The sequence below is a fragment of the uncultured Marixanthomonas sp. genome (genome assembly GCF_963974425.1).
GTDB lineage: Bacteria > Bacteroidota > Bacteroidia > Flavobacteriales > Flavobacteriaceae > Marixanthomonas.
Genome location: NZ_CAXBCK010000054.1, coordinates 1 through 23,802, shown reverse-complemented (window position 1 = coordinate 23,802; position 23,802 = coordinate 1). Strand labels below are relative to the sequence as shown.

Genomic DNA, 23,802 nt, shown 5'->3' with positions numbered 1-23,802 from the left:
TTTTTACATCAGCTTTTATATGTTTTTCGAGCTGTTCACGAAGCTTGAACTTTCCGGTGCTTTCCACAACCATATCAACGCCATCCCAATTAATGTCTTCAATGTTTTTTTCAGAAGAAAAACGGAAAGTAGTGTTGTCAACTAATATGCTTTTTTCAGAAAAAGAAACATCTCTGTGCAACACACCGTGAATACTGTCATACTTAAGTAAATGCGATAGTGTCTTAGCATCGGCCAAATCATTAATGGCAACGACATCGATTTTTGGATGATCTAGCAGTAGCCTAAAAAGGTTTCGGCCTATGCGCCCAAAGCCGTTTATACCAACTTTAATAGATTTTGACATTACAAACCATTTATGTTAAGTGTTTTTGGGCTTTATATGAAGATCGTACCAAAGCACCACTTTCTACGTGACGAAAGCCCATTTCAAGGCCTATGGTTTCATATTTTTTAAATTGTTCTGGTGTGATAAACTCTTTTACTGGCAAGTGCTTTTTTGAAGGTTGCAGATATTGACCAATGGTGACAATGTCTAATCCTACAGAACGTAAATCTTCCAATGTTTCAATTACTTCATCTTCTTTTTCACCAAGCCCCAACATAATACCGCTTTTGGTGCGAGTAATACCTTGTTGTTTTAAATAGTTTAATACTTCTAGACTGCGTTCATACTTTGCTTGAATACGAACCTCTCGGGTCAAGCGTTTTACAGTTTCCATATTGTGGGAAACCACTTCTGGCTTTACTGCTATAATACGGTCTATGTTACGTGTTACACCTTGAAAATCTGGGATAAGTGTTTCCAGCGTGGTATTGGGATTCATACGGCGGATTGCCTTTACCGTTTCGGCCCAAATTATGGAGCCCATATCTTTTAAATCGTCGCGATCTACCGATGTAATCACAGCATGTTTAATGTCCATTAATTTAATGGAGCGGCCTACTTTTTCAGGCTCGTCCCAATCTATGGTGTCTGGCCTTCCGGTTTTTACACCACAAAAACCACATGATCGTGTACAAGTGTTTCCTAGAATCATAAAGGTTGCGGTTCCTTCGGTCCAGCATTCGCCCATATTGGGGCAGCTTCCGGAGGTGCAAATAGTGTGAAGATCATACTTATCAACCAATCCGCGTAGTTCAGTGTATTTTTTACCGGTAGGTAATTTTACGCGTAACCACTTCGGTTTTGGGGTGGGCTTAGTCCGTTGCAATGTTTGTGTGCTCATACAGAACAAAGATATAAATTATTAAAGCTGTTTTAACCAATTGTAAGGTTAAAATCTAGAATGATTTTAGCTTTCAAATGCAAGACGTGATCTTTTCAGTTTAAGAGTTTTCAGTAATGATTTCAGCCAGTAACTTACGAGCTCTCAACAAACGAACTTTTACGTTGCTTAATGGCTCGTTTACTTGCGTAGCAATTTCATTGTAGCTCATTTCCTGAAAATAACGAAGGTTAATCACCTCTTGATAGGGCTTTTTTAATTGCTTTATATATCGAAGCAATTCAGTCAAGTTTTGCTCTTTTATTAATTTGTCTTCGGGAGTAGGAGCGTGGTCAGCTATTTTTTGGATATGCTCCTCAGAAGTGTTGGTGGTATTTTTATATAATGAAGCATTTTTTCTTCGGCTTTTATCTATCTGTATGTTTTTTGAAATAGCCACTAGCCAAGTGCCAAATTCATAGTTTGGATCAAAGGTTTCAATTTTATCAAACGCTTTAGCGAAAGTCTCTATTGAAATATCTTCGGCTTCATATTCACTTTTTACACGCTTTAATTGAAAACCGTACACTGTATTCCAAAAGGTATCTAATAAGAATTTAAAAGCACTTTGTTTGCCATTTTTGGCATGTTCTACTTTATTAATAATATCTTCCTTAGTTACTTCCACCGGCTTTGTCTTGTTCTGCTATTCGAAATAAAGATACTCATTTGGTAGCATACTAAAAACAGTTCGAGGAATGGAGCAAATGGGGTGAGGTCGCTTTCTTTCAGTTTTTTTGCAGCTTTTCCAATGATTATGTACTGAAATATAAAACGAAATAAAACGAGGGCGAGTGCTATTTTCCAGTTAGCAACTATAAAGGAGATAATAGTTAATATCCAAAACAACAAGTTTGAAGTGTAAAACAATCCCAGTAAAAATTTATGAAGGGGTTTGTAGTGTTTGGCGGTCGTAATGTGTCTTTTTTTCTGAAGCCACCATGCTTTCCACGATTTCTTGGGAATGGAATAGGTGAATGCATTTTCTGAAACACAAATCGCTGTATTTTTAGGAGTTGCGGCTTCGTTTACAAATAAATCGTCATCTCCTGAAGGCAATTTAATATGCGACATAAAGCCTTTATTGTCATAGTATAATTTTGCTGTGTAAGCTAAATTACGACCTACTCCCATATATGGCATATTGGCTTTTGCATACGAAAAGTATTGTAGGGCTGTCATCAAAGTTTCAAACCGAATTAATCGGTTTAACAAACCCCTGCTTTTTTGATAAGCTCCATAACCTAAAATAAGTCGTTTTTCTTCTGAAAAGTGAGCCGTCATCGTACTAAGCCAATCTTTTGAAGCGGGTTCACAATCGGCATCGGTAAAGAGTAACCGTTGGTTTTTAGCGCGTTTAAGTCCTAAGGTAAGGGCGTATTTTTTATTACCCCAAAAGGCTTCATTATTTTTTACTTTTACAATCTGAATTTTAGGGTTTTCAGCTTGAAAAGATTCCATAACCTCTAACGTATTATCGCTTGAAGCATCGTCAATTAAAATCAATTCAAAATCAGAATGATCTTGTTGCAGCCAAAGTGGAATGTGTTTTTTAAGGTTTTCAGCTTCATTTTTAGCGCAAACAATTAAAGAGACTGGATATTGTTTTTCGCTTTGTGGTATTGAAGAAGAAAGAAACGAAAATTTTGAAAAAAGAATATAAAAGCCACAGTTAATTAGCACCACTGCAGCGAGCGCGTAGAGTAGCACCATAGACTATTTATTTAATGGTTTAAGCAACGCTTTCAGCAAAACTTACGTTAAGACTTATTTGTGCGCAGGTTCAGAGCAGTTTTCAAATTCATCTGGACTTTTTCCACAAAATCCACATGGTTCGCCTCCTTTGTTTAAAAAGGGACTTTGGCTGGCACAGGTCCCGGCAAATTCACCGTCTTTTTTGCCCCATATTTTAATGGCAATTCCTGCAAAAGCCAATAATAACAATACAACCGTGATAAGTAAAATTCCCATAACTAAATTTTATAGTGCAAAAATACAATCTTTCTTGTGGATGTGGACTGATTTTAGTTAATTTTAGCGTTAAATCCATCTAAAAAAAAGATATATGAACGTATTAAAACCGCTACTATCCATTTGTATTTTAGCTTCTATAACATTCGCTTGTAAAAATGATACAAAAGAGTCAGTAAAAGTTGAAGAAGATATTGTAAAAACAGCTCCGGAAAAAGTAAAAAAAGTTAAGAAAGAACTTACCGTTGCTGAAAAAGAACAACTCAACAGCGTTATGTCCAAATTAATGGTAACCGATGAGACGAAAAATTTTGCAAGTGCTTTAGTAAGTAGTGGTCTAACGGATATGTTATCAAAAAAGAAAGGACCTTATACTGTTTTTGCTCCCTCTAACATCGCTTTCGATAGCATAGCTAATGAAAAGAAAAGAGAAATTTTAGATCCTAAAAATAAAGAAACACTTAGCAATTTGCTCAAAAACCATATTGTGGAAGGCCAAGTGGATTCTTCTGCGTTGCTTCAAAAAAGTAAAGGGAGTTCAAATTCATTTAAAACACTTGGGGGTTCAGCTTTGATTATTAAAAAACAAGGTAGTGATCTTGTAATTATTGATGCCAATGGAGCTAAAGCTGTTTTAGGTAAAAGTGATATAAACGGATCTAACGGTGTGGTACACGTTATTGATAAGGTGCTTTCGCTGGATTAAATAATATTTACTTCTGGTTCTATATAAATATCAAATTTGTCTTTCACGGTTTGCTGAATGGTAAGTGCTAGTTTCCAGATTTCATCGCCAGTTGCATTTCCATAATTAACTAGTACTAAAGCTTGATTTTTATGCACACCGGCATCGTTAAATCGTTTGCCTTTAAAATCAGCTTGTTCAATGAGCCATCCGGCAGGTATTTTATATTCATTATCTGAAATTTCGTAATAAGGAGCTTCTGGGTTTTGTATTTTAAATTCTTGAAATTTCTTTGAATCTATTACTGGATTTTTAAAGAAACTACCGCTATTTCCTAGTTTTTTAGGATCAGGTAATTTGGATTGTCGTATGTCAATAACTGCTTCAGAAATATCCTTAATAGATGGGTTTTCAATGTTTTTTTTAGCTAATTGTTGCTTAATGGCTCCATAACCAGTATTCAGCTTATGATTTTTTTTGGTGAGTTGAAACGTAACGGAAGTAATAATGTATTCGCCTTTCGCTTCATTTTTAAAAATAGAATTACGGTATCCAAAATTGCAATCTTTTTTGGTGAAAGTGCGTTCTTTACCGGTAGCTATCTCGATAGCATTGCAGCTTACAAAAGTATCTTTTAATTCAACGCCGTAGGCCCCGATGTTTTGGATAGGGGCCGTACCTACATTTCCAGGGATTAAAGACAAGTTCTCCAAGCCGCCGAAATTATTGTTAATACAATACTGTACAAACTCGTGCCAGTTTTGGCCAGCCATGGCTTGAATAGTTGCATTGCTGTCAGTTTCCGAAAGCACTTTTTTCCCTTTTAGGTTGAGGTGGATTACCAATGCATCAATATCTTTGGTAAGTAGCATATTACTGCCACCACCTAATATGAAGCGGTTATCAAACCTTTTTTCTGAAAGAATTTGCTTTAACTCCTCAACCGAAGTGACCGCAACAAAATATCTGGCGGAACAGTCTATCCCAAAGGTGTTGAAATCCTTAAGCGATTTATGTTCTTCAATCTGCATTAATTATTAGGATATTGTTCAAGTGCAATTTTAAGAATTTCTACGGCTTTTATAAGGCTGTCTTTCTTTAGTACATAAGCAATACGTACTTGGTTTTTACCTACACCTGGGGTGGAATAAAAACCTGCAGCTGGTGCTACCATTACCGTTTCGCCATTTAGGTCGAAATCTTCTAGTAGCCATTGTGCAAACACGTCACTATCCTTTATAGGTAGTTCGGCAATACAATAAAAGGCACCTTTAGGAGTACCAACTTTTACACCTGGTATTTCATTTAATTTTTCAATAAGCAGATCGCGACGTTCTTTATATTCCTTAGTTACATCATCAAAATAGCTTTGTGGTGTTTGTAAAGCAGCTTCGCTGGCAATTTGCGCGAATGTAGGAGGGCTTAATCTTGCTTGAGCAAATTTTAATGCAGTACTAAGTACTTGTTTGTTTTTAGTAACTAAACAACCAATGCGAGCACCACACATACTGTATCGTTTTGAAACAGAATCTATGATAATTCCGTGTTCGGCCATGCTTTCTTCTTGAAGAATAGAGTAATGCTTTTCATCACCATACACAAATTCGCGATATACCTCGTCGGCGACCAAAAACAAATCATGTTTTTTAGCGATTTCGGCCAGTTTTTTAATTTCTTCTTTAGAATACAAGTAGCCTGTTGGGTTCCCTGGGTTGCAAATTAATATTGCCTTTGTTTTTGGGGTAATTAGTTTCTCAAATTCTGAAATAGGAGGGAGCGCAAAATTGTTTTCAATTTTTGAATTAACAGGCACTATGTTAATTCCTGAAGCGGTCGCAAAACCATTGTAATTGGCATAAAAGGGTTCTGGGATAATAACTTCATCGTCTACATCTGCAATGCTTCCCATAGCAAAAAGTAACGCCTCACTACCGCCGGTGGTAACAATAATCTCGTCGTATTCTACTGGGATATTTTGTTTATGATAATAGGCTGATATTTTTTTACGATAGCCTTCAGAACCTTCAGAGCGAGTATATGCTAAAATATCAAGGTGATGCAATGATACAGCATCCATAGCAACTTGCGGTGTTTTAATATCAGGTTGGCCTATGTTTAAGTGATATACTTTTTTATTGGCTTTGTAAGCTTTTTCGGCAAATGGCACCAATTTTCTTATTGGCGACTCGGGCATATTTTGCCCTTTTACGGATACTTTAGGCATAGCGTTTATTTTAGCTAGCAAAGGTCTGAAATAAATTTATAAATACATACCCCGGGTAGTATTCTTTCGGTTATTTTTTTTATCTTGATATAGCTTGAATACTTTAAAACAAATACTTAGGTGTCTATTTATCTTGAGCATATTTTTATATGCTCATATAGAATCTTTTTCGCAAAACTCATTTCAGCTTCCCGAAGGGGATAAAAAAGATAAGATTTCTTTTAATCTAGTCAATAACTTAGTAGTAATACCAGTAGAAGTGAATGGTACAACACTGTCTTTTTTATTAGATACAGGGGTTAAATCTACTATTATTTTTAGTTTAGATAAGCAAGATTCTGTTGAGTTAAAAAACACAAAACCAGTTAGTTTACGTGGGTTAGGTGAAGGAGGCGTGCTTAAAGGGCTAAAAAGTGAAAATAACGTCCTTCAAATTGGAAGTGCAGTAAGTGAAGACCATACAATCTTCGTGATTTTTGAAAGCTCATTAAATTTATCTTCTAGAATGGGGCTTGCTATAAATGGCATTGTCGGGCTTGATTTCTTTAAAAATTTCATTGTTAAAACCAATTATAGGACCAAAAAAATTAAGTTTTACAAACCAGAGACGTATTCCTACCGAGAATGTCGTAGATGCGATATTTTCGATTTGCATTTTTATAGGGATAAACCATACATAGATTTTGTAGTACAACTTAACAATGCTAAAAAACAAGATACAGTTACTTTATTGTTAGATAGTGGATCTAGTGATGCTATGTGGTTATTCAATACAAAGGGGTTTTTAATTGAAGCGCCTAAAAATTATTTTAAAGATTTTTTAGGGTTAGGGTTGAGTGGTAATATCTATGGTAAAAGATCGAAGCTAAAAAAAGTGATTGCAGGTAATTTTGAGCTAAATAATGTAAATGTAGCTTTTCCTAACAAGGAGGCTATAGATAGTTTAGGTTTATATATTCAGAGGGATGGTAGCTTAGGGGGGGATTTTTTGAAACGTTTTACCGTTACTATGGATTATCCTAATAAAAAAGTCATGCTTAAGCGCAATAGTAACTATAAAGACCCTTTTAATTATAATATGAGTGGGTTGACGCTGGAACATGACGGTGTGGAGGTTTTTACAAAAACAAGTAGTGAGAGGGAGATAAAAAATTTCAGAGATGAATTTACCAATAAAATAGATAACGCATCATTTAATTATTTTACTAGAACCGAAATACTTTTAGTGCCAAGGTATATAGTTGTAGAAATTCGAGACAATTCCGTAGCAGAAAAATCGGGGATAATTAAAGGAGATGAAATCTTAACAATAAACGGAAAACCGGCTCATGAATATAAATTGTATAATCTAAACGCTCTATTTTCTTCCGAAGAAGGAAAAAAGATCGATTTGGAGGTAAAAAGGGATGATCGGGTTTTTAAGGTACGCTTCAAGCTCGAAAAAGTATTATAATTTAAGTCCGAAAGTAAATACAAAATTATTGTTTACGGTATTAACCAAGGCGCGATCTGTTAATCCAATATTATAAAGTTGTTGTTGTCTTTCCTGTTCTGTTCTAACGAATGAAGCATCTACATAATAATTACCAAACGAATACCCGAAACCAAATGAATATCCATTTAAATCGTCCATAATTTGTTTGTCACTATAAGGGCTTTCCTCGTAGCGATACCCTGCTCGTAGACTTAATTCGCTTAAGCGGTATTCGCCACCAACTCTAAAAGTTGAAGCGCCTTGAAGTGTGTTGCCAATAAAAGAATTTTCTGCAGCAAAAACTGGATCTGAAGTAGGTTTAAAAGTAATTTCAGAATAGTCTTTATAGGAATAATCAAAACTAATCAATCCACTTTGTCCGAAAATATAAGCGGCACTTGCTGCTAGTTTTCCAGGAGTTTTTAAATCGTAATCTTCATAAATATTTAATACGTTAGGGTCTATTACTGCGGTTCTGATTTGTCCATTCACAGTTCTTTGGGTTTCTAAATACTGCGTTGTCTCTTCAGAAATAGTAAACCACGTTGGGGTGTCGTAAGTTAAACCAAGTCTAAGGTTGTTGGCAACTTTAGCAATAGCACCCACTTGAGCTGAAAAGCCAGAGCCTAATACAGAAAGATTGTTTTCAAAACCAATATTACGGATTGTACTGCCTTGATTGATATTGCTTTCAGCTAAGTACGTACTTTGTTTATAATCTATAATATGTGAGTTTAAATTTATTCCGAAGAAAAAGTCGTCTGTATACTGTGTCGCTAAGTTTAAAGTGTATTTTCCACTATAACCTTCACTAACCAATGCATATTCTTGGTTGAAACTCCCAGGAGCTACATTTGATATATATTGGGTGTTGTTTGAGTTATTAGGTTCTACTGGGTCAAAAATAAAACCTTGATATCCTAAAAAAGCATTTTGAGCACGCGTCCCTTGATTTTCGCCTAGAAAGTTATATAAATCTGAAATACTCTCAGACCCTTGAAGCTCTAATAAATTTAAAGGAAGACCTTGAGCTTGTTCTAAAAAATAGTTAGAAATGGAGTTATTTCCCGTTCCAGCTATGAATAATTCATTCTCGAAATTTTGAGTGTTGTTGTAGTTAATTCCTAATGTAAATTTTTTCCAATTTGAATTTTCATCTACATTGTCAAAAACAAAAACACCACCTACTTGATTAAGGTTTACATCGCTACTAAGGCTTTTTGCCAACGTTCCAAAATAGAGGGATTCATTGTCTGTATCTGTAACACCTGCTGAGATACTTGCTTCGTTTCGTAGAAAAACGGCTCCACCAGCGGGATTAATTGCGATAGCTGATAAATCACCGCCTAAGGCTCCAAATGCACCACTTAATGCATTAAATCTAGCTGTACCAGTTGTGTTTTCTTGACTGTAGCGTAGGCCGTCAATAATGCTTTGTCCATTGGCTGAAGTCATAGCAATGACTGTTATGAGTAAGAGAATACTTCTTTTCATATTACTTATTTTTCTTCTTTTGTTTGGGAAAATTATCCGCGTCCGCCGCCTCGTCTACTGCTGCCTCCGCCGCTACTTCTTCCTGAAGAACCAGAAGATCTACTAGAACTTCTAATGCTACTGGAGTTACTTGAACTTCGTGTAGAAGGTGAATAATTCCTAGTGCTTCTCGAAGTATTATTACTTCTTACCGAACGGGTGTTTGAGTTTCGTCGAACGTTATTTGAGTTTCTGTTAACTCTACTTTTATTTTGTCTAACAGTGTTGTTTGATCTACGGTTAATAGTATTGCTTCTTACAGATCTTGAATTGCTACTTCGAGCTTGAACTCTTCTGTTGCTTTCAGATCTGGAATAAGAACGTCTGTTAGTATTTGCATTGGAAGATCTGCCTCGTGTTTCAGTGTTAGTTCGGTTGTAATCGGTGTTTCTACGTCCTCGATTATAAGAAACGTTGTTGTAATATCCGTTTCCGTAATAACCGCCATAGCCATAATGATTGTTGTAAAAACCATAGCTGCCATAATAAGGATAGCCCCATCCAAAGCCACCATAACCATAGTAACCTCCATAATAAGGATTACCCCAGCCACCAAAACCTACACCCCAAAAAGGGCGGTAATAACTGTAATATGGATTACCCCAATAGCTGTTATAGCCCCAGTAAGGACTTCCGTAATAGCCATATCCGTAGCCACTATTGTAAATATTTACAGAAACATTGTCGGCATTGCTGCCCCAAGGTCCATAGCCATCATTATAATCTCTTTCTTCAATTATAATATACCCTTCATCATCCATATATTCTGTAGTAGTATAAGCTTCAATATCTGTAAACACCATGTCTTCGTCCTCAGGAATTTCCCCAAGTTCGTTGGCTTTGGTGTTAAAGTATTGTTGGTAATAGTTAGCTTTGTCCGAACTACCTTCCTCGTAAACAACATCTTCCTCTCCAGAATTGTAAATGCCATCAGCATCAGAATACCCTGAGTGGTATGTTCCACAAGAGGTGAGTAGAAGGGTTGCTAATCCCACAAATAAATAGGGGATAAATTGTTTTGGTATGTTGTATCGTGATCGCATAACTGCTTTTATTTTAATTGTTGGACTTCTTAAAAATAACTAGTTTTGTCGAGATAAACGAGAACTACTAATCATTTAACACTATAAAGCACAACATTTGTGCCAAACTACGGGATATGGCAAAGAACTTAACTAAGAGAAGTGAGGATTACTCAAAATGGTATAATGAATTGGTTATCAAAGCCGATCTTGCTGAAAATTCAGGTGTTAGAGGTTGTATGGTGATAAAACCATATGGTTTTGGTATCTGGGAAAAAATGCAGGCGGAACTGGATAGAATGTTTAAAGAAACAGGGCATGAAAACGCCTATTTTCCACTTTTTATTCCAAAATCCTATTTCAGTAAAGAAGCGAGTCATGTAGATGGATTTGCTAAAGAATGTGCTGTAGTTACTCATTACAGACTAAAAAATGATGAAGAGGGAAATGGTATTGTAGTCGACCCCGAAGCTAAACTGGAAGAAGAATTAATCGTTCGTCCTACTTCTGAAACCATTATTTGGGATACATATAGAAAGTGGGTGCAATCGTACCGCGATTTGCCTCTATTAATTAACCAATGGGCAAATGTGGTGCGCTGGGAAATGCGTACACGATTGTTTTTGCGTACATCTGAATTTTTATGGCAAGAAGGTCATACAGCTCACGCAACCGAAAAGGAAGCTATTGCCGAAGCAGAACAAATGATGAACGTCTACGCAGATTTTGCTGAAAACTATATGGCTGTTCCTGTTGTTAAAGGACTTAAAACCGAAAGCGAACGATTTGCAGGAGCTTTAGAGACGTATTGTATTGAAGCGTTGATGCAAGACGGAAAGGCGTTACAAGCTGGTACCTCGCACTTTTTAGGGCAAAACTTTGCCAAAGCATTTGATGTTAAGTTTGCCTCAAAAGAAGGAAAACAAGAATATGTTTGGGCTACGTCTTGGGGTGTTTCTACCCGATTGGTAGGGGCGTTGATTATGACGCATAGCGATGATAATGGATTAGTATTGCCTCCAAAATTAGCACCAAACCAAGTGGTAATTGTTCCTATTTACAGAAATGAGGAACAGTTTGATGCGGTTAGTGAAGTTGCAAAAGACTTACAGACTAAATTACGCGCAGCAGGTATTCGTGTAAAATTTGATGATAGGGATACACATAAGCCCGGTTGGAAGTTTAATGAATACGAATTAAAAGGAGTTCCTGTACGGATTGCTATAGGGCCTAAAGATGTTGAAAAAGGGACAGTAGAGTTGGCAAGAAGAGATACGTTGACTAAAGAATTTGTAAATCAAGCTGAGGTGGTTGATACAGTTTCTGGCTTAATGACTGAAATTCAAGAGAATCTATTTAAAAAGGCGGTTGATTACAGAACAGAACATACCACCGAAGTAGATAGCTATGAAGAATTTAAAAAAGTGCTGAAATCTAAAGGTGGATTTATATCTGCACATTGGGATGGCACTACAGAAACGGAAGATCGAATTAAAAACGATACAAAAGCAACAATTAGATGTATTCCCTTGGCTGGTGAAAAAGAAGTGGGAAGCTGCATGGTTACTGGAAAACCGTCAAGCCAGCGTGTGTTATTTGCAAAGGCATATTAATTTTTTTCAAAAAAAATTGAAATCTGTTTGCAGAATTGAAAATGTGTTGTATTTTTGCATCCGCAATTGAAAAACAATTGGCCCGTTCGTCTAGGGGTTAGGACGCCAGGTTTTCATCCTGGTAACAGGGGTTCGATTCCCCTACGGGCTACAAATTAAAGAAAGAGAATTATGGCGAATCACAAGTCAGCTTTAAAGAGAATTAGAAACAGCGAAACAAAGCGTTTACGTAACCGTTACCAGTTTAAAACTACGCGTAACGCGATTAAGAAGCTGAAAGATGCTACCGATAAGAAAGAAGCTCAAAAGCTTTTTCCTGAAGTAACGTCTATGATTGATAAATTAGCGAAAAACAACGTTATCCACGATAACAAAGCAGCTAATTTAAAGTCTCAGATTTCAAGACACATCGCAGCGCTATAAGCAACGCTTTAAGAAAATTTGTAAAAGCTCTTTCAGGAAACTGAAAGGGCTTTTTTTGTTTGTATTTACTTTGCCGCTTTGAAAAAGAACTATGAGAATACTCCTATTACTTTTGATTCTAATTATTGTTGGTTGCACAAAAAAGAAAAAACCTGATTGCAACTATATTACAGATTATTACCAAACAATATATAAAGCCGACTACGAGTTTGAGACAGAGAATTACGAAAAGGCATTTAAATTATACCAAGATGCTTTTAATTCTTGCAATCCAATAACAACATTAGGCTATAACGAAATTGCAAAATTTACAGAAACGACTGCCATTTTAGAAAACTATGAATTGACCTATGAGTTTGCTAAGAAATTAATTCTGAACGGTTCAGAATTAAGCAAATTTCAAAACAATACAAGCTTTAATAAATTTATGGCTTCACAACTTGGTCAACAATTTATTGAAGAATATGATGAATTGCGTAAAGAGCTTGTGGCTAACGCTGATTTAAAGTTACGTGATGAATTAATTACGATGCGAATTGCAGATCAGATGTATAGAGGTCAAGGTCGTGATGTCGATTGGGGGGTACAAGATAGTATTGACAAATTACACGAAAAAAGACTTATTGAGATTTTTGAAAGTATTGGTTACCCGACTGACAAAATTGTCGGACCGCAGACAAAGAAATATAAATTTGATGTGGGACTACTCTTGCTTCACACGAAAGATAGTATTCGAATGAATTATTTTGTACCAAAAGTCAAGGAGTTTGTAAAAAAGGGTACAGCATCACCATCTGTTTTGGGAAGTATGATTGATCAACATTATTTATATAATGATCAACCGCAAATTTATGGTTCTCGTGTAAAGCAAGGTGGTGGATATGAAAATATGATACTTGATTTAAAAAAAGTGGACAGTAATAGAGTTTCGATTGGATTACCACCATTAGAACTGAAACAAAAAAAAGATAGTTTAAATAAAATTAAATATGGATTTTAGTAAGTAGAAAAACATGGTATAAGACATGTATAACTGTCAATACTGGGAGGTTCTTGCTTGATAGGTCACGTTGAAAGCTAGGCATTAAAAGGCACCAAACTACTATAATCTCCGTCATTTCTAGCAATATCACGTACAATAGAAGAAGAAACGTGCGATACGGCTGGAGAAGCTACTAAAAACACACTTTCAACATCCATTACTTCGGCATTGGCTTGGGCAATGGTTTGCTCGTATGTAAAGTCAGCTGTATTGCGAACACCACGAAGAATGTATTGTGCGTTTTCAGCTTTACAAAAATCGGCTGTAAGTCCCTTATACGTTTTTACCGTTACGGCATCAAACTCTTTAAAAGCATCTTCAATAAACTGCTTTCTGTCCTCAAGCGGGAACATATATTTTTTTTCGGCATTGACGCCTATGGCGATGATTATTTCATCAAACAACGGCAACGCACGTTTTATAATATCAACATGACCTATGGTGATAGGATCGAAAGAACCAGGAAAAAGCGCGCGTTTAGTCATTTTAAAGTTGTTTTGTTTTTAAGGTTTAATATAAATATTTGTGATTTCGAGTAAGTTTGGAAGCTATAGAGTCTTTTTTATTAGCGGTTTAGATCAGGTCATTTAATTAAATTCATCATTTTAATAAATTTTTTTGCGTGTTTACTTTTAACATCTGCTTCTCTATATCCGTTCGAGGAATATAGACGAATTTTAATTATTTTCTTTTCACGCAATTTTTTTAATTGCTCTTTCCTAATAGAGCATTTTAGATAAACACCAAGAGATTGACTGCCCAAAATTCCAACAGCTCCTTCTCCATAATTACTCAATTCATACTCCGTATTGTAAATTTTAATTATTTCATCGTCATCCAGCTTTATGTATAAATTTTCTCCTTTGTCTACAGAGAAAACTTTATTTCCTCCCATTAGTTTTACATCGAAAATATAAACACTATCAATTTTCCTTAATCTTGCATAAGAAAATAACGGGTGTTTTTTTGATAATGTTTCCCAAGAAGTTGTTTGAATGTGGCTTTTTGTAAACTCATCTATTTCATTTTTTTTTAATTTTTGTCCAAAAGTCAGATTAGATATTAAAAACATAGATAAGATGTATAGAATTTTATTCATTGACGTTGTCTTTATATTATTTTCTGTACAATAATGAGTTTAAATAAAATATTCCCTTAATAAAACTATTCAATTTTTTCTAATATCTAACTTCTAACAGCGAAGCGGTCTCACATCTTAGTCGGGAACGACTAAAACGTCATCTACCAAAATACTAAAAAATTCTGTAAGTGTCATCCCAGATTCGCGTACTTGTTGCGGTACGATACTTTCTGGTGATAAACCAGGATTGGTGTTGGTTTCAATAAAGTATGGGGTGCCTTTTTGTATGATAAAGTCACTTCGGCTAATGCCGTTCATATTTAATACTTCATATATTTTCTTAGCTTCAGCTTGTATTTTCTGTGTTTCTTCTTCAGAAATACGTGCCGGAGTTATTTCTTCCGAAGCTCCTAAATATTTAGCTTCGTAATCAAAAAATTCATTTTGCGAAACAATTTCGGTAGTTGGCAACGCAACAATTTCCCCGTTATTTTTATATACACCTACTTGTACTTCGGTGCCTATTAAAGCGGTTTCAATTAACACCTCGTGGTCTTCTTCGTAGGCTTTTTCAATAGCAGGAAGCAATTCGTCCATTTCTTTCACTTTACTAACCCCAAAGCTAGAGCCAGCTCTATTTGGTTTTACAAAGCAAGGAAGACCTACTTTTTTTATAATTTCCTCTTTATCTATGTTACTGCCTTTATTTACGTAATATGAATTGGCGCAATTAATTCCGAAGCCTTTTAAAACAGATAAACAATCTCGTTTGTTAAAGCTTAAGGCGGCTTGGTAATATCCAGCGCTGGTTTGAGGAACGCCTACTAAACGCAAATATGCTTGAAGCTGACCGTCTTCCCCAGGTGTACCGTGAATACAATTAAAAACGGCGTCTGGTTTAATGGTTGTTCCGTCTTTATCAAAACTGAAATCTTCCTTATGTACTGGATGCTTTGTTCCATCTTCTGAAACATAAAACCAGCCTTCTTTTAGAATATGAATAGGATATGCGTGATATTTTTCCTTGTCTAAAAAATCGCAAACCATCGCTCCACTTTGTAATGAAATTTCAAATTCGCTTGAATAACCGCCCATTGCGACGGCGATATGTTTTTTTGCCATACCAAAAGTTTAAAAATAACGTTTAACAAAAATATGACTAATCCATAGAAAGATACTAACTTTGGGTTTGTTATTTTTGCCCATCAATATATAATGTATGACATTTTTTAGATTCCTCTTCACCAAAGCTTTTTTAAAACAATTGTTATTGGCCGTTTTGGCTTTAGTAGTCTTAAGTTTCCTTGTAATGTGGTGGCTTAAGGGCACTACTAATCACGGTCAAAAAATTGAAGTTCCTAGCTTGAGCAAGCTCTCTTTAGACCTTGTTGAAGACAAATTGAATGAAATGGATTTGCGTTACGAAATACTAGATTCTGCCAATTATAATCCAGATTTTCCTAAATACTCGGTAATTGAACAAATTCCGAAGGCTGGAAAATTTGTAAAAGAAGACCGAAAAATCTATTTGTATTTAAATCCTTCGGGCTATAGAAAGATTCAAGTGCCTAATGTAATAGGAAGAACACGCCGTCAAGCAGAACCTACTTTATTGGCAATGGGTTTTGAAATTGGTAAAATAAGTTACCGCCCCGATATAAGCGATCAAGTAAAAGAGCTCCGTTATAAGGGTGAAAGATTAGAGCCGGGCACCGAAATACAAAAAACAGCAGTCATCGATCTAATTGTTGGTGACGAATCGTTAAACCGTGTGCAGGAAGCAAATGATGCTGTTGAAGAAGAAACACAACCTACCGAAACAGAAAACAATGACCAATAATACTGAAGCGAACACAGAAGATTCCGGAAATGACGACTTGTATGAACATTATCGCTATGTAGCCGATAAAGGTCAGCAACCGCTTAGGGTAGATAAATACCTGATGAACAGGGTTGAAAATGCTACACGGAATAAAATTCAGAAAGCTGCGAAAGATGGAAACATTCACGTAAATGATGCTGCAGTAAAGCAAAATTATAAAGTAAAACCAGGAGATGTGGTGACCGTTCTTTTTGAACATCCGCCATATGAAAATTTATTGGTACCGGAAGATATCCCGATTGATATTGTATATGAAGATGATGATGTTTTAGTGGTTAATAAGGAGCCAGGAATGGTGGTTCATCCAGGGCACGGCAATTACAGTGGGACGTTAATCAACGCGCTTACCTTTCATTTTGACAACCTTCCAAATAACAGTAGTAACCGCCCAGGTTTAGTACACCGAATTGACAAAGATACGAGCGGACTTCTTGTAGTTGCTAAAACAGAAGAAGCCATGACACACTTATCTAAACAGTTTTTCAATAAAACGACCGAGCGTGAATATGTCGCTCTGGTTTGGGGGAATGTAGATGAAGAATCTGGAACTGTTGAAGGAAATATTGGGCGTCATCCAAAAAATAGGTTACAGAATACCGTTTTTGAAGATGATGAAGATGAAGAGAGAGGAAAACCTGCTGTTACTCATTTTAAAGTTTTAGAACGCTTAGGGTATGTAACCTTACTCTCTTGTAGGTTAGAAACCGGTAGAACACACCAAATACGTGTTCATTTAAAACACATTGGTCATACCTTATTTAATGACGAACGATATGGTGGCGATAAAATTTTAAAAGGAACTACTTTTACAAAATATAAACAGTTTGTAGATAATTGCTTTAAAGCATTACCAAGACAAGCGCTGCATGCCAGAACATTAGGTTTTGTACACCCCACTACAGGAAAAATGAAACGTTTTGAATCTCAAATACCAGATGATATGGAAGCGTGTTTAGAGAAATGGCGAAACTATTCGAAGCACGCTATTTAATTGGTTAAATAGAATAATAAAAAATCCGAAGCAACTTGCTTCGGATTTTTTATTGGTTGTAATGGAGTGTTTATTACTTCTTCACCCATTTGGCTGTGAACGTTTTGTTTCCGTTAGAAATGTTCACTAAATATAGCCCGCTACTTAAGTCTTTAAAATTATACTGAATAGCTTCGTTTTTTGAAATGCTTCTTTCTTCAGAAAAAACCTGCTTTCCATCAATAGTATATAGTGAGATGGTAGCATTTTCAAGCGCTATCGATAAGTTTAAATTTAAAACACCATTTGAAGGGTTAGGGGTAAGGTTGATAGAGGTATTAGCAAACTCTTCAACTCCTGCAATAATTTCAGGAACTACCAATCCATCTCTGGAGTTGCTGCCTTTGTACCCATTGCGTCTAATTCTGTTTTCATCATAAGGTACATTCAAGTTATAACTAGTTACATAAGATGAATCAATGCCTTGGCCAAAAGTCTGTGTATACGAATTTGCGGTAAGATCCATCATACCGTCATCGTCAACATCGCCAATAACCGCTCCATTTAAAAAGGTAAAACCACGTGGACGCAACGGAAAACCGTCAATCTCACCACTACCATCTATAGAGTACGCATGGATGTATCCGTCACCTTCCGCATCGGTAAGTGTACTAGGGAAAATAACTTCTAAAACACCGTCATTATTAATATCGGCTATACTTAATACTCCTTCAGTACCTCCGTATTTTGATAGTGGAAAGTTATTGATATTTTCACCATCTGGTGTAAGTCCATAAACTACATCTAGAGGTGTACCATCGTTACTAGTGTTTCTGTCAGACATAAAAATTTCAAACGTTTCATCTCCATCTATATCAAGAACTGTTGCTGGAGAATAAGTCCATCCTCCTAGTGCAATAGGCCATCCTGGGTAATAAGTTGCGTCGTGGTTTAAAACATAAAATCCAGCTGCATTACCGTGGTTACTGCCTATAATTTCTAAGTCGTCATCACCATCTAAATCTGCTAGAATAGGAGATTGGTACGAGTATGAAACATTTGCGTCTGCTAATGGGAAATTAGGGAAAAGCTGTCCCTGATTGTCATAAATACGCATCCCAGTTGAAGAGGTGGCAATAACAACATCGTTATTTCCGTCGTTATCCACATCGCCAATGGAAGGAGTAAAAGCTGGAGTAGCGTCTACTTGTACTGGCCAATTGCTGTTAATTGGTGTTCCATCCATATTTATGGCATGAACGTAGCCTTCAGTACTTCCAGCACGTTCACCGGTTATAATGTCTAACGTTCCATTACCGTCTAAATCTGCTACGGCTGGAGCGTTTATCATCCAGTGATCATCAAAATTTAGTGGCCAGCCCGGTAAGTCTTCTCCGTTATTATCTTTTAAATAAACACGTCCTACAGTTGTTGGATAACCTGTGTTAACTATAATTTCCAAGTTGCCATCATCATCAAGGTCAGCTACAGTAGGTGGTAATAAAATAGGACCTAAAACTGTTTTTTCCCAGAGTATGGTTCCGTCACCTTCTAAGGCATAAAGCGTGGTATCAATTCCGTAAAGGATTTCGTCAACTCCATCATTGTCAATATCTGCTAACGTTGTCCCGCGCGAATTTTTTATGGTAGGGTTGGCCTCTCTACCAAACTTAAACAAGACATCGGCTTGTTGTTTGTTTTGTGTTGCATTATAATTTTTTGGAAGTAGTACGTCTTCAACTTCAATGGTTCCATTTTCAGTTAATTTAGCTTTTTTTCCTATTTCAGTTTGTGCTGTAATAGCGGTTACACCGATAAAAGTGGCTAAACAACTGAGGAGTACATGTTTTTTCATTATTTTATGTTTAAAGTTATTCTCTAAAAGTATTTATAAGAATCTTTTTCAAAAGTTAATAAATTCTTAATTATGCATTAATATGTTAAAAGTACTGCTTTATAAAGAATAATAATGGACTGATAAAAAATATAAAAGTGTCAAAATGTAATTCTAGATATATTTAATTTATTTTTGAATTAAAACAAACAGATATGAAAATTGTAGTGTCGCCAGCTAAAACTTTAGATTATAAAAGTGACGTACCCACAAAAAAGACTACACAGCCAGAGTTTATTGAAGAAGCTGAAATATTGAATAATAAGCTAGCGCGTAAAACTAAAAAAGAAGTGGCAAAACTTATGAGTATAAGCGATAAGCTAGCAGATTTAAACTACCAACGGTACAAAGAATTTTCTACCCCATTTACCAAAAAAAATGCTCGCCCAGCAGTATATGCTTTTGCCGGCGATGTTTATAATGGTTTAGACGCTTACACCATATCTGAGAAAAAGTTGGACAGTTTACAAAATACCTTGCGTATTCTATCGGGTATGTACGGGATTTTAAAACCCTTAGATTTAATGCAACCTTATAGGCTTGAAATGGGGACACACCTAAAAATACAAAACCACAAAAATTTATATGAATTTTGGGGAAACGCATTAACCGAATCTTTAAATAAAGAACTGCAAGATGGTGAGTTATTTGTAAATCTTGCTAGTAATGAATATTTTAAGGTAATAAATACAAAAGAATTAAGCGCACCTATAATTTCACCGGTTTTCAAAGATTTTAAGAATGGAAAACTAAAAATAATTGCTTTCTATGCTAAAAAGGCAAGAGGAAGTATGGTGCGATATATTATTGATAAAGATATAAAAACATTAAAAGGAATTAAAGGGTTCGATTATGATGGATATTCATATAGTGAAGAATATACTGAAAACGAAAACGAACCCGTATTTATTCGCTAATGTTTAAGCATACACATCCATATCCTCCTTTTATACCCGAAAATGCAACCAAATTAATAGTGGGAACGTTACCGCCACCTCGATTTACTACTGAGGAATATAAACCTGGTGATGTTAATTTTTGTTACGGAAGTAGGGATGGTCAATTGTGGCCTATTTTAAATCAACTATTCAACTTAAGTCTTTCTTTTGAAACTACCGACAAAGCGATAAAAGAACGTAAAGATTTTCTTCGAAAAGAAAAAATAGGTATTTGCGATATGGTTTCCGTGGCATATCGTGAAAAAGTAGATGCTTCTGACATAGGAATGCAAAAAGTTGTATTGCGAGATTTAATAAAAATACTTCAAGAAAATCCAACAGTACATACCTTATTATTTACTGGTGGAAACAGTAAAAACGGTCCAGAATATTTTTTCAGGAAAAAGTTGAAAGAATACAATTTGAAATTAAAAATTGTTAAAAATACCGTTCCTCGAATACATGAATTTCTTCTTCCTAAAACTTCAAGAATTATAAAAACAGTTTCACTTACCGCTCCTTCAGGAGCAGCAAATCGTGCTGTTGGCAGTCTCCAAGAGTATAAAAAAATGAAAGCTGAAAATCCATCAATAACTACAATTGATTTTAGGGTTTGGCAATATGACCCACATTTTAAAAAGTAACGATACTTTCACAAAAACTTCAAGATTTTTTCAAAAATTTTAAAATTCTATTTCGATTTATACAATCTTATTTGCTTATAAGTCAGAATTTTACATCTTTCAAGTTAAAAACCTCTATTGATGAGGTTTGTTTATTCTTTTTATTAACATAATTTTTAAGTATATTAACGTCATATTAACTGTTAAATTAAATTTTATACAACTTATGAAAAAAATTACTTTATTAATGGCGTTTATGGTCACGTGCTTTGCGTGGCAAGTAGATGCTCAAACGTACAACGGGGATAATGTCGGCGCGGCCATATCTAATACGAACCCCACAACACTTTCTACGGCCAATGTTCCATTAACAGGCGTGATAGGAACGAACCCAGGGGATTTTGTGTTGGATAATGTGGTGATTAATCTATCCCACACTTTTGATGGAGATTTGGATATTTCACTAATTGCTCCTTCGGGCGCAACAATTAATCTCTCTGATGACAATGGCGTCGGAGGTGATGATTACATAGATACAGTTTTTATGGATGGAAATCCAAACATAACTACTGGCTCTGCTCCATTTACTGGAACTTTTGAAGCTGAAGAAGGTCTTCTTAATACCATCTTTATGGGAGAAGACGTTACTGGTGACTGGGTTTTAAGTATGACTGATGATGCTGGCGGTGACGATGGAACATTTAATAGCTATGCAATCACATTTTCTGAAGTTCCTATGGTAATTGGTGATCCACCAGTTATTGCATGTCCATCAGATATTATGGCCGATACAGACCCAGGAGAATGTGGTGCTATTGTTAATTTTGCAGATGCAATTGCTACCGATACCGAAGACGGAATAATCGGTACAACTCAAACTATGGGGCCTCTTACAGGAGAACAATTTCCTACAGGTGATACTATCGTAGAATTTACTGCAGAAGATAGTGACGGAAATGTAGTTACTTGCCAGTTTACCGTTACAGTAACCGATATGGAATTACCAGAAGCTTTATGTCAAAACTTGACATTAGAATTAATGGGTGGCAGTTCGGTATCCATTGCACCTTCTGATATTGACAATGGTTCTTCAGACAACTGTGGAATTGTTGATTATTCATTGGATCAAGATACCTTTACGTGTGCAGATGTTGGTGAAAACACCGTGACATTAACTGTTACAGATGAAGAAGGTAATTCTTCAACATGTACTGCGACTGTAACTATTGAAGACAATACAGCACCAGAAATCACTTGTATAGGTGAGCCTGGGATTTTTAATATTTTAGAAGAATTTGAAGGAGCCTCTATGCCAGCTGGTTGGACAACTACTATCGATGCGGGTGTACACGATTGGACATTTGGATCTGGTGATATGCCAATTGGTGATGATTTTCCAAGCAACGCGGCGATTTTTGATGATGATGCTGCAGGTTTCGGCGAGGTAAATAAAGCCTCTTTATCTTCTCCAGTGTATGATCTTTCAGCTGCTGTTTCAGCAGATGTTTCCTTTGATTATGCATTTCAAGAAGTAGCTGCTGGAGAAACATTTTTAGTAGAAGCATGGGATGGATCTGCTTGGCAAGAAATCTTACTTGTAAATGTAGATACAGACTTAACAAATACTGGAGCAATCGATATGACACCATACTTAAATAGTGATTTTCAAGTTCGTTTTACGTATGATGATGCTGGAACTTGGGCTTGGGCAGCTGGTGTAGATAATTTTGCTTTAAATTATGAATTAGCTACCTCTCCACCATTAGATGTGGTTTTAGATGCAAGCGGAAATGTAACAATTCCTGCTGCTGACCTTATACAAACAGTAAATGAAGCTTGTGGTTATGTTGTAACCGTAGGTGGACCAGCTACTGGTGGTGGATCAACCACTGAAACACTTGAAACTACTTTTGCAGGTGGAAATGGTCTTGATGGAAATATGTTTGACATTGTAGCTATTAATGAAGTTACTGTTAATTCGTTTGACGTTAACCTTGATACAGGAATTACTGATGATATAGAAGTATATTATAAATCAGGAACGTGGGAAGGTTTTGAAGAAGATGCTGCTGCGTGGACATTAATTGGTACTGCCAATGTAACGTCTGCTGGTGACGGACTTCCAACACCATTAAACCTGAGTTTAGGTCAAACAATTGCTGCTGGTGATACAGGTGCATTCTATGTAACCACAACTTCAGGAGGAATAAACTACACTAACGGAACAGCAAACGGAACCGTATTTGCTTCTGACGATAATATTGAGTTTTTAGAAGGTTCAGGTAAATCGTACCCTTTTGGAGCTTCAACTTTTGATGCTCGTGTTTTCAACGGGAATATTATTTATGAGGTAGGACCACAAATAGATAGTGATGTTAGTTTTGACTGCTCTATGTTAGGAGAAAGTGAAGTGGAAGTATTTGTTACTGATGATAGCGGAAACTTCTCTTCTTGTACAGCAACAGTGAATATTATAGACGTAACTGCACCAATAATTACATGTGCAGGAAGCCCAATAACATCTTCAGTTCTTGAAGAATTTGAGGACGCCTCTGTACCTTCTGGATGGAGTACTGTTATTGAAGAAGGTGTTGCAGACTGGACATTTGGTTCAGGCGATATGCCAATTGGGGATGACTTCCCAAATAACGCAGCTATTTTTGATGATGATGAAGCTGGAAACGGCGAAACAAACCTAGTTAGGTTGTTGTCTCCTATCTATAATACTAGTGGAGCTAGCACTGCTTCTCTTTCGTTCGACTATGCTTTTCAAGGAGTAGAGAGTGGAGAAACACTTTCAGCTGAAGTATGGGATGGATCGGCTTGGCAAGAAGTATTGCTGGTAGATGCAGATACCGATTTAACAAGTACTGGAGCAATCGATATGTTACCTTATTTAAATAATGATTTCCAAGTTCGCTTCACTTATGATGATGCAGGAGCTTGGGGCTGGGGTGCCGGAATCGATAATGTTCAGATAGATTATGAAATAACAGATGTTACGCCAGTCGACATACCACTTGGACCTGACGGTACCGCAACCATCGACCCTAACAGCCTGATTCAAAGTGTGGATGAAGCTTGTGGAATTGCCACCGTAGCTTCTGATATTACTGAAGTAAGCTGTGCCGATATTGGTACGCCTATGACAATTACAAT

The 23,802-nt window shown here is 36.2% G+C and carries 23 protein-coding genes and 1 tRNA gene; 11 read left to right on the top strand and 13 right to left on the bottom strand.

The genetic code is table 11. The annotated features are described in order from the left end of the window. The 5 genes from AACZ92_RS14120 to AACZ92_RS14100 all read right to left on the bottom strand — a co-directional run. A partial coding sequence (locus tag AACZ92_RS14120) for a glyceraldehyde 3-phosphate dehydrogenase NAD-binding domain-containing protein (protein WP_339702505.1) occupies positions 1-346 on the bottom strand: 346 nt, incomplete at its 3' end. A gap of 10 nt (positions 347-356) precedes the next feature. Continuing rightward, complete coding sequence (gene lipA / locus AACZ92_RS14115; RefSeq protein WP_339702503.1) at positions 357-1,229, bottom strand: lipoyl synthase; 873 nt, start codon at positions 1,227-1,229, stop codon at positions 357-359. Positions 1,230-1,329: 100 nt separating this feature from the next. Next, complete coding sequence (locus AACZ92_RS14110) at positions 1,330-1,896, bottom strand: sigma-70 family RNA polymerase sigma factor (RefSeq protein ID WP_339702501.1); 567 nt, start codon at positions 1,894-1,896, stop codon at positions 1,330-1,332. After that, complete coding sequence (locus AACZ92_RS14105; protein ID WP_339702499.1) at positions 1,887-2,981, bottom strand: glycosyltransferase; 1,095 nt, start codon at positions 2,979-2,981, stop codon at positions 1,887-1,889. The genes AACZ92_RS14110 and AACZ92_RS14105 overlap by 10 nt, the downstream gene beginning before the upstream one ends. Before the next feature lie 54 nt (positions 2,982-3,035). Beyond that, a complete protein-coding gene (locus tag AACZ92_RS14100; protein ID WP_339702496.1) occupies positions 3,036-3,239 on the bottom strand; it encodes a membrane or secreted protein in 204 nt (67 codons plus the stop codon). Positions 3,240-3,333: 94 nt separating this feature from the next. Between AACZ92_RS14100 and AACZ92_RS14095 the strand changes: the two genes are divergently transcribed. Next, complete coding sequence (locus AACZ92_RS14095) at positions 3,334-3,945, top strand: fasciclin domain-containing protein (RefSeq protein WP_339702494.1); 612 nt, start codon at positions 3,334-3,336, stop codon at positions 3,943-3,945. On the opposite strand, the gene murB is transcribed toward AACZ92_RS14095, so the two are convergent. Then, the gene (gene murB, locus AACZ92_RS14090) at positions 3,942-4,955 is read right to left on the bottom strand and encodes a UDP-N-acetylmuramate dehydrogenase (RefSeq protein ID WP_339702491.1); all 1,014 of its coding nucleotides are present in this window, start codon (positions 4,953-4,955) and stop codon (positions 3,942-3,944) included. The two genes, AACZ92_RS14095 and murB, sit on opposite strands and share 4 nt — an antisense overlap. Continuing rightward, positions 4,955-6,148 (bottom strand): pyridoxal phosphate-dependent aminotransferase, encoded by a 1,194-nt coding sequence (locus tag AACZ92_RS14085; protein WP_339702489.1) that lies wholly within the window; start codon positions 6,146-6,148, stop codon positions 4,955-4,957. The genes murB and AACZ92_RS14085 overlap by 1 nt, the downstream gene beginning before the upstream one ends. Positions 6,149-6,281: 133 nt before the next feature. On the opposite strand from AACZ92_RS14085, the gene AACZ92_RS14080 reads away from it, so the two are divergent. Further along, positions 6,282-7,601, top strand: a complete 1,320-nt coding sequence (locus tag AACZ92_RS14080) for an aspartyl protease family protein (RefSeq protein WP_339702487.1) — start codon at positions 6,282-6,284, stop codon at positions 7,599-7,601. Here the strand turns inward: AACZ92_RS14080 and AACZ92_RS14075 are convergent. Then, on the bottom strand, positions 7,596-9,116 hold the full coding sequence (locus AACZ92_RS14075; RefSeq protein WP_339702485.1) for an outer membrane protein transport protein: 1,521 nt from the start codon (positions 9,114-9,116) through the stop codon (positions 7,596-7,598). The two genes, AACZ92_RS14080 and AACZ92_RS14075, sit on opposite strands and share 6 nt — an antisense overlap. 32 nt (positions 9,117-9,148) lie before the next feature. Beyond that, positions 9,149-10,198, bottom strand: coding sequence for a hypothetical protein (locus tag AACZ92_RS14070; protein ID WP_339702483.1), 1,050 nt, complete (start codon positions 10,196-10,198; stop codon positions 9,149-9,151). 116 nt (positions 10,199-10,314) lie between these two features. On the opposite strand from AACZ92_RS14070, the gene proS reads away from it, so the two are divergent. The 4 genes from proS to AACZ92_RS14050 all read left to right on the top strand — a co-directional run bounded on the left by proS (position 10,315) and on the right by AACZ92_RS14050 (position 13,213). Further along, a complete protein-coding gene (gene proS / locus AACZ92_RS14065) occupies positions 10,315-11,790 on the top strand; it encodes a proline--tRNA ligase (protein WP_339702481.1) in 1,476 nt (491 codons plus the stop codon). Between the two features lie 79 nt (positions 11,791-11,869). Then, positions 11,870-11,941, top strand: a tRNA-Glu gene (locus AACZ92_RS14060). A 20-nt stretch (positions 11,942-11,961) separates the two neighbouring features. Next, a complete protein-coding gene (gene rpsT / locus AACZ92_RS14055; RefSeq protein WP_339702479.1) occupies positions 11,962-12,213 on the top strand; it encodes a 30S ribosomal protein S20 in 252 nt (83 codons plus the stop codon). Positions 12,214-12,304: 91 nt separating this feature from the next. Beyond that, positions 12,305-13,213 carry a hypothetical protein gene (locus AACZ92_RS14050; protein ID WP_339702477.1) on the top strand — a complete coding sequence of 303 codons (909 nt, stop codon included), beginning with the start codon at positions 12,305-12,307 and terminating at the stop codon, positions 13,211-13,213. A 77-nt stretch (positions 13,214-13,290) separates the two neighbouring features. Here AACZ92_RS14050 and coaD read toward each other — a convergent pair whose 3' ends face one another. The 3 genes from coaD to AACZ92_RS14035 all read right to left on the bottom strand — a co-directional run bounded on the left by coaD (position 13,291) and on the right by AACZ92_RS14035 (position 15,458). Further along, positions 13,291-13,740: a pantetheine-phosphate adenylyltransferase gene (coaD, locus tag AACZ92_RS14045; protein WP_339702475.1), complete on the bottom strand. Its 450-nt coding sequence runs from the start codon at positions 13,738-13,740 to the stop codon at positions 13,291-13,293. A gap of 98 nt (positions 13,741-13,838) precedes the next feature. Next, positions 13,839-14,354: a hypothetical protein gene (locus AACZ92_RS14040; RefSeq protein WP_339702473.1), complete on the bottom strand. Its 516-nt coding sequence runs from the start codon at positions 14,352-14,354 to the stop codon at positions 13,839-13,841. A 117-nt stretch (positions 14,355-14,471) separates the two neighbouring features. Beyond that, positions 14,472-15,458 carry a D-alanine--D-alanine ligase gene (locus AACZ92_RS14035; protein WP_339702471.1) on the bottom strand — a complete coding sequence of 329 codons (987 nt, stop codon included), beginning with the start codon at positions 15,456-15,458 and terminating at the stop codon, positions 14,472-14,474. A gap of 97 nt (positions 15,459-15,555) precedes the next feature. Between AACZ92_RS14035 and AACZ92_RS14030 the strand changes: the two genes are divergently transcribed. Both AACZ92_RS14030 and AACZ92_RS14025 read left to right on the top strand, forming a co-directional pair. Continuing rightward, positions 15,556-16,176 (top strand): PASTA domain-containing protein, encoded by a 621-nt coding sequence (locus AACZ92_RS14030; protein WP_117158957.1) that lies wholly within the window; start codon positions 15,556-15,558, stop codon positions 16,174-16,176. Beyond that, positions 16,166-17,209 carry an RluA family pseudouridine synthase gene (locus tag AACZ92_RS14025; RefSeq protein WP_339702468.1) on the top strand — a complete coding sequence of 348 codons (1,044 nt, stop codon included), beginning with the start codon at positions 16,166-16,168 and terminating at the stop codon, positions 17,207-17,209. Before AACZ92_RS14030 ends, AACZ92_RS14025 begins: the two co-directional genes overlap by 11 nt. A 73-nt stretch (positions 17,210-17,282) precedes the next feature. On the opposite strand, the gene AACZ92_RS14020 is transcribed toward AACZ92_RS14025, so the two are convergent. Then, positions 17,283-19,043 carry a T9SS type A sorting domain-containing protein gene (locus AACZ92_RS14020; RefSeq protein WP_339702466.1) on the bottom strand — a complete coding sequence of 587 codons (1,761 nt, stop codon included), beginning with the start codon at positions 19,041-19,043 and terminating at the stop codon, positions 17,283-17,285. Positions 19,044-19,237: 194 nt separating this feature from the next. Here AACZ92_RS14020 and yaaA point away from each other — a divergent pair, with 194 nt between their 5' ends. The 3 genes from yaaA to AACZ92_RS14005 form a co-directional block, all read left to right on the top strand. Beyond that, on the top strand, positions 19,238-19,999 hold the full coding sequence (yaaA, locus tag AACZ92_RS14015; protein WP_339702465.1) for a peroxide stress protein YaaA: 762 nt from the start codon (positions 19,238-19,240) through the stop codon (positions 19,997-19,999). Further along, positions 19,999-20,664, top strand: a complete 666-nt coding sequence (locus tag AACZ92_RS14010; protein WP_339702464.1) for a uracil-DNA glycosylase family protein — start codon at positions 19,999-20,001, stop codon at positions 20,662-20,664. Before yaaA ends, AACZ92_RS14010 begins: the two co-directional genes overlap by 1 nt. Before the next feature lie 205 nt (positions 20,665-20,869). After that, positions 20,870-23,802, top strand: a 2,933-nt coding sequence (locus AACZ92_RS14005) for an HYR domain-containing protein (protein ID WP_339702463.1), incomplete at its 3' end; no start/stop codon positions are given.

What these genes read in the sequence shown, in the direction of transcription:
- AACZ92_RS14105 (WP_339702499.1), bottom strand. Translation starts at nt 2,981, where the DNA reads ATGGTGCTACTCTACGCGCTCGCTGCAGTGGTGCTAATTAACTGTGGC.
- coaD (WP_339702475.1), bottom strand. Translation starts at nt 13,740, where the DNA reads ATGACTAAACGCGCGCTTTTTCCTGGTTCTTTCGATCCTATCACCATA.
- murB (WP_339702491.1), bottom strand. Translation starts at nt 4,955, where the DNA reads ATGCAGATTGAAGAACATAAATCGCTTAAGGATTTCAACACCTTTGGG.
- rpsT (WP_339702479.1), top strand. Translation starts at nt 11,962, where the DNA reads ATGGCGAATCACAAGTCAGCTTTAAAGAGAATTAGAAACAGCGAAACA.
- AACZ92_RS14075 (WP_339702485.1), bottom strand. Translation starts at nt 9,116, where the DNA reads ATGAAAAGAAGTATTCTCTTACTCATAACAGTCATTGCTATGACTTCA.
- AACZ92_RS14035 (WP_339702471.1), bottom strand. Translation starts at nt 15,458, where the DNA reads ATGGCAAAAAAACATATCGCCGTCGCAATGGGCGGTTATTCAAGCGAA.
- AACZ92_RS14070 (WP_339702483.1), bottom strand. Translation starts at nt 10,198, where the DNA reads ATGCGATCACGATACAACATACCAAAACAATTTATCCCCTATTTATTT.
- proS (WP_339702481.1), top strand. Translation starts at nt 10,315, where the DNA reads ATGGCAAAGAACTTAACTAAGAGAAGTGAGGATTACTCAAAATGGTAT.
- AACZ92_RS14050 (WP_339702477.1), top strand. Translation starts at nt 12,305, where the DNA reads ATGAGAATACTCCTATTACTTTTGATTCTAATTATTGTTGGTTGCACA.
- AACZ92_RS14030 (WP_117158957.1), top strand. Translation starts at nt 15,556, where the DNA reads ATGACATTTTTTAGATTCCTCTTCACCAAAGCTTTTTTAAAACAATTG.
- AACZ92_RS14095 (WP_339702494.1), top strand. Translation starts at nt 3,334, where the DNA reads ATGAACGTATTAAAACCGCTACTATCCATTTGTATTTTAGCTTCTATA.
- yaaA (WP_339702465.1), top strand. Translation starts at nt 19,238, where the DNA reads ATGAAAATTGTAGTGTCGCCAGCTAAAACTTTAGATTATAAAAGTGAC.
- lipA (WP_339702503.1), bottom strand. Translation starts at nt 1,229, where the DNA reads ATGAGCACACAAACATTGCAACGGACTAAGCCCACCCCAAAACCGAAG.
- AACZ92_RS14040 (WP_339702473.1), bottom strand. Translation starts at nt 14,354, where the DNA reads ATGAATAAAATTCTATACATCTTATCTATGTTTTTAATATCTAATCTG.
- AACZ92_RS14025 (WP_339702468.1), top strand. Translation starts at nt 16,166, where the DNA reads ATGACCAATAATACTGAAGCGAACACAGAAGATTCCGGAAATGACGAC.
- AACZ92_RS14020 (WP_339702466.1), bottom strand. Translation starts at nt 19,043, where the DNA reads ATGAAAAAACATGTACTCCTCAGTTGTTTAGCCACTTTTATCGGTGTA.
- AACZ92_RS14010 (WP_339702464.1), top strand. Translation starts at nt 19,999, where the DNA reads ATGTTTAAGCATACACATCCATATCCTCCTTTTATACCCGAAAATGCA.
- AACZ92_RS14100 (WP_339702496.1), bottom strand. Translation starts at nt 3,239, where the DNA reads ATGGGAATTTTACTTATCACGGTTGTATTGTTATTATTGGCTTTTGCA.
- AACZ92_RS14085 (WP_339702489.1), bottom strand. Translation starts at nt 6,148, where the DNA reads ATGCCTAAAGTATCCGTAAAAGGGCAAAATATGCCCGAGTCGCCAATA.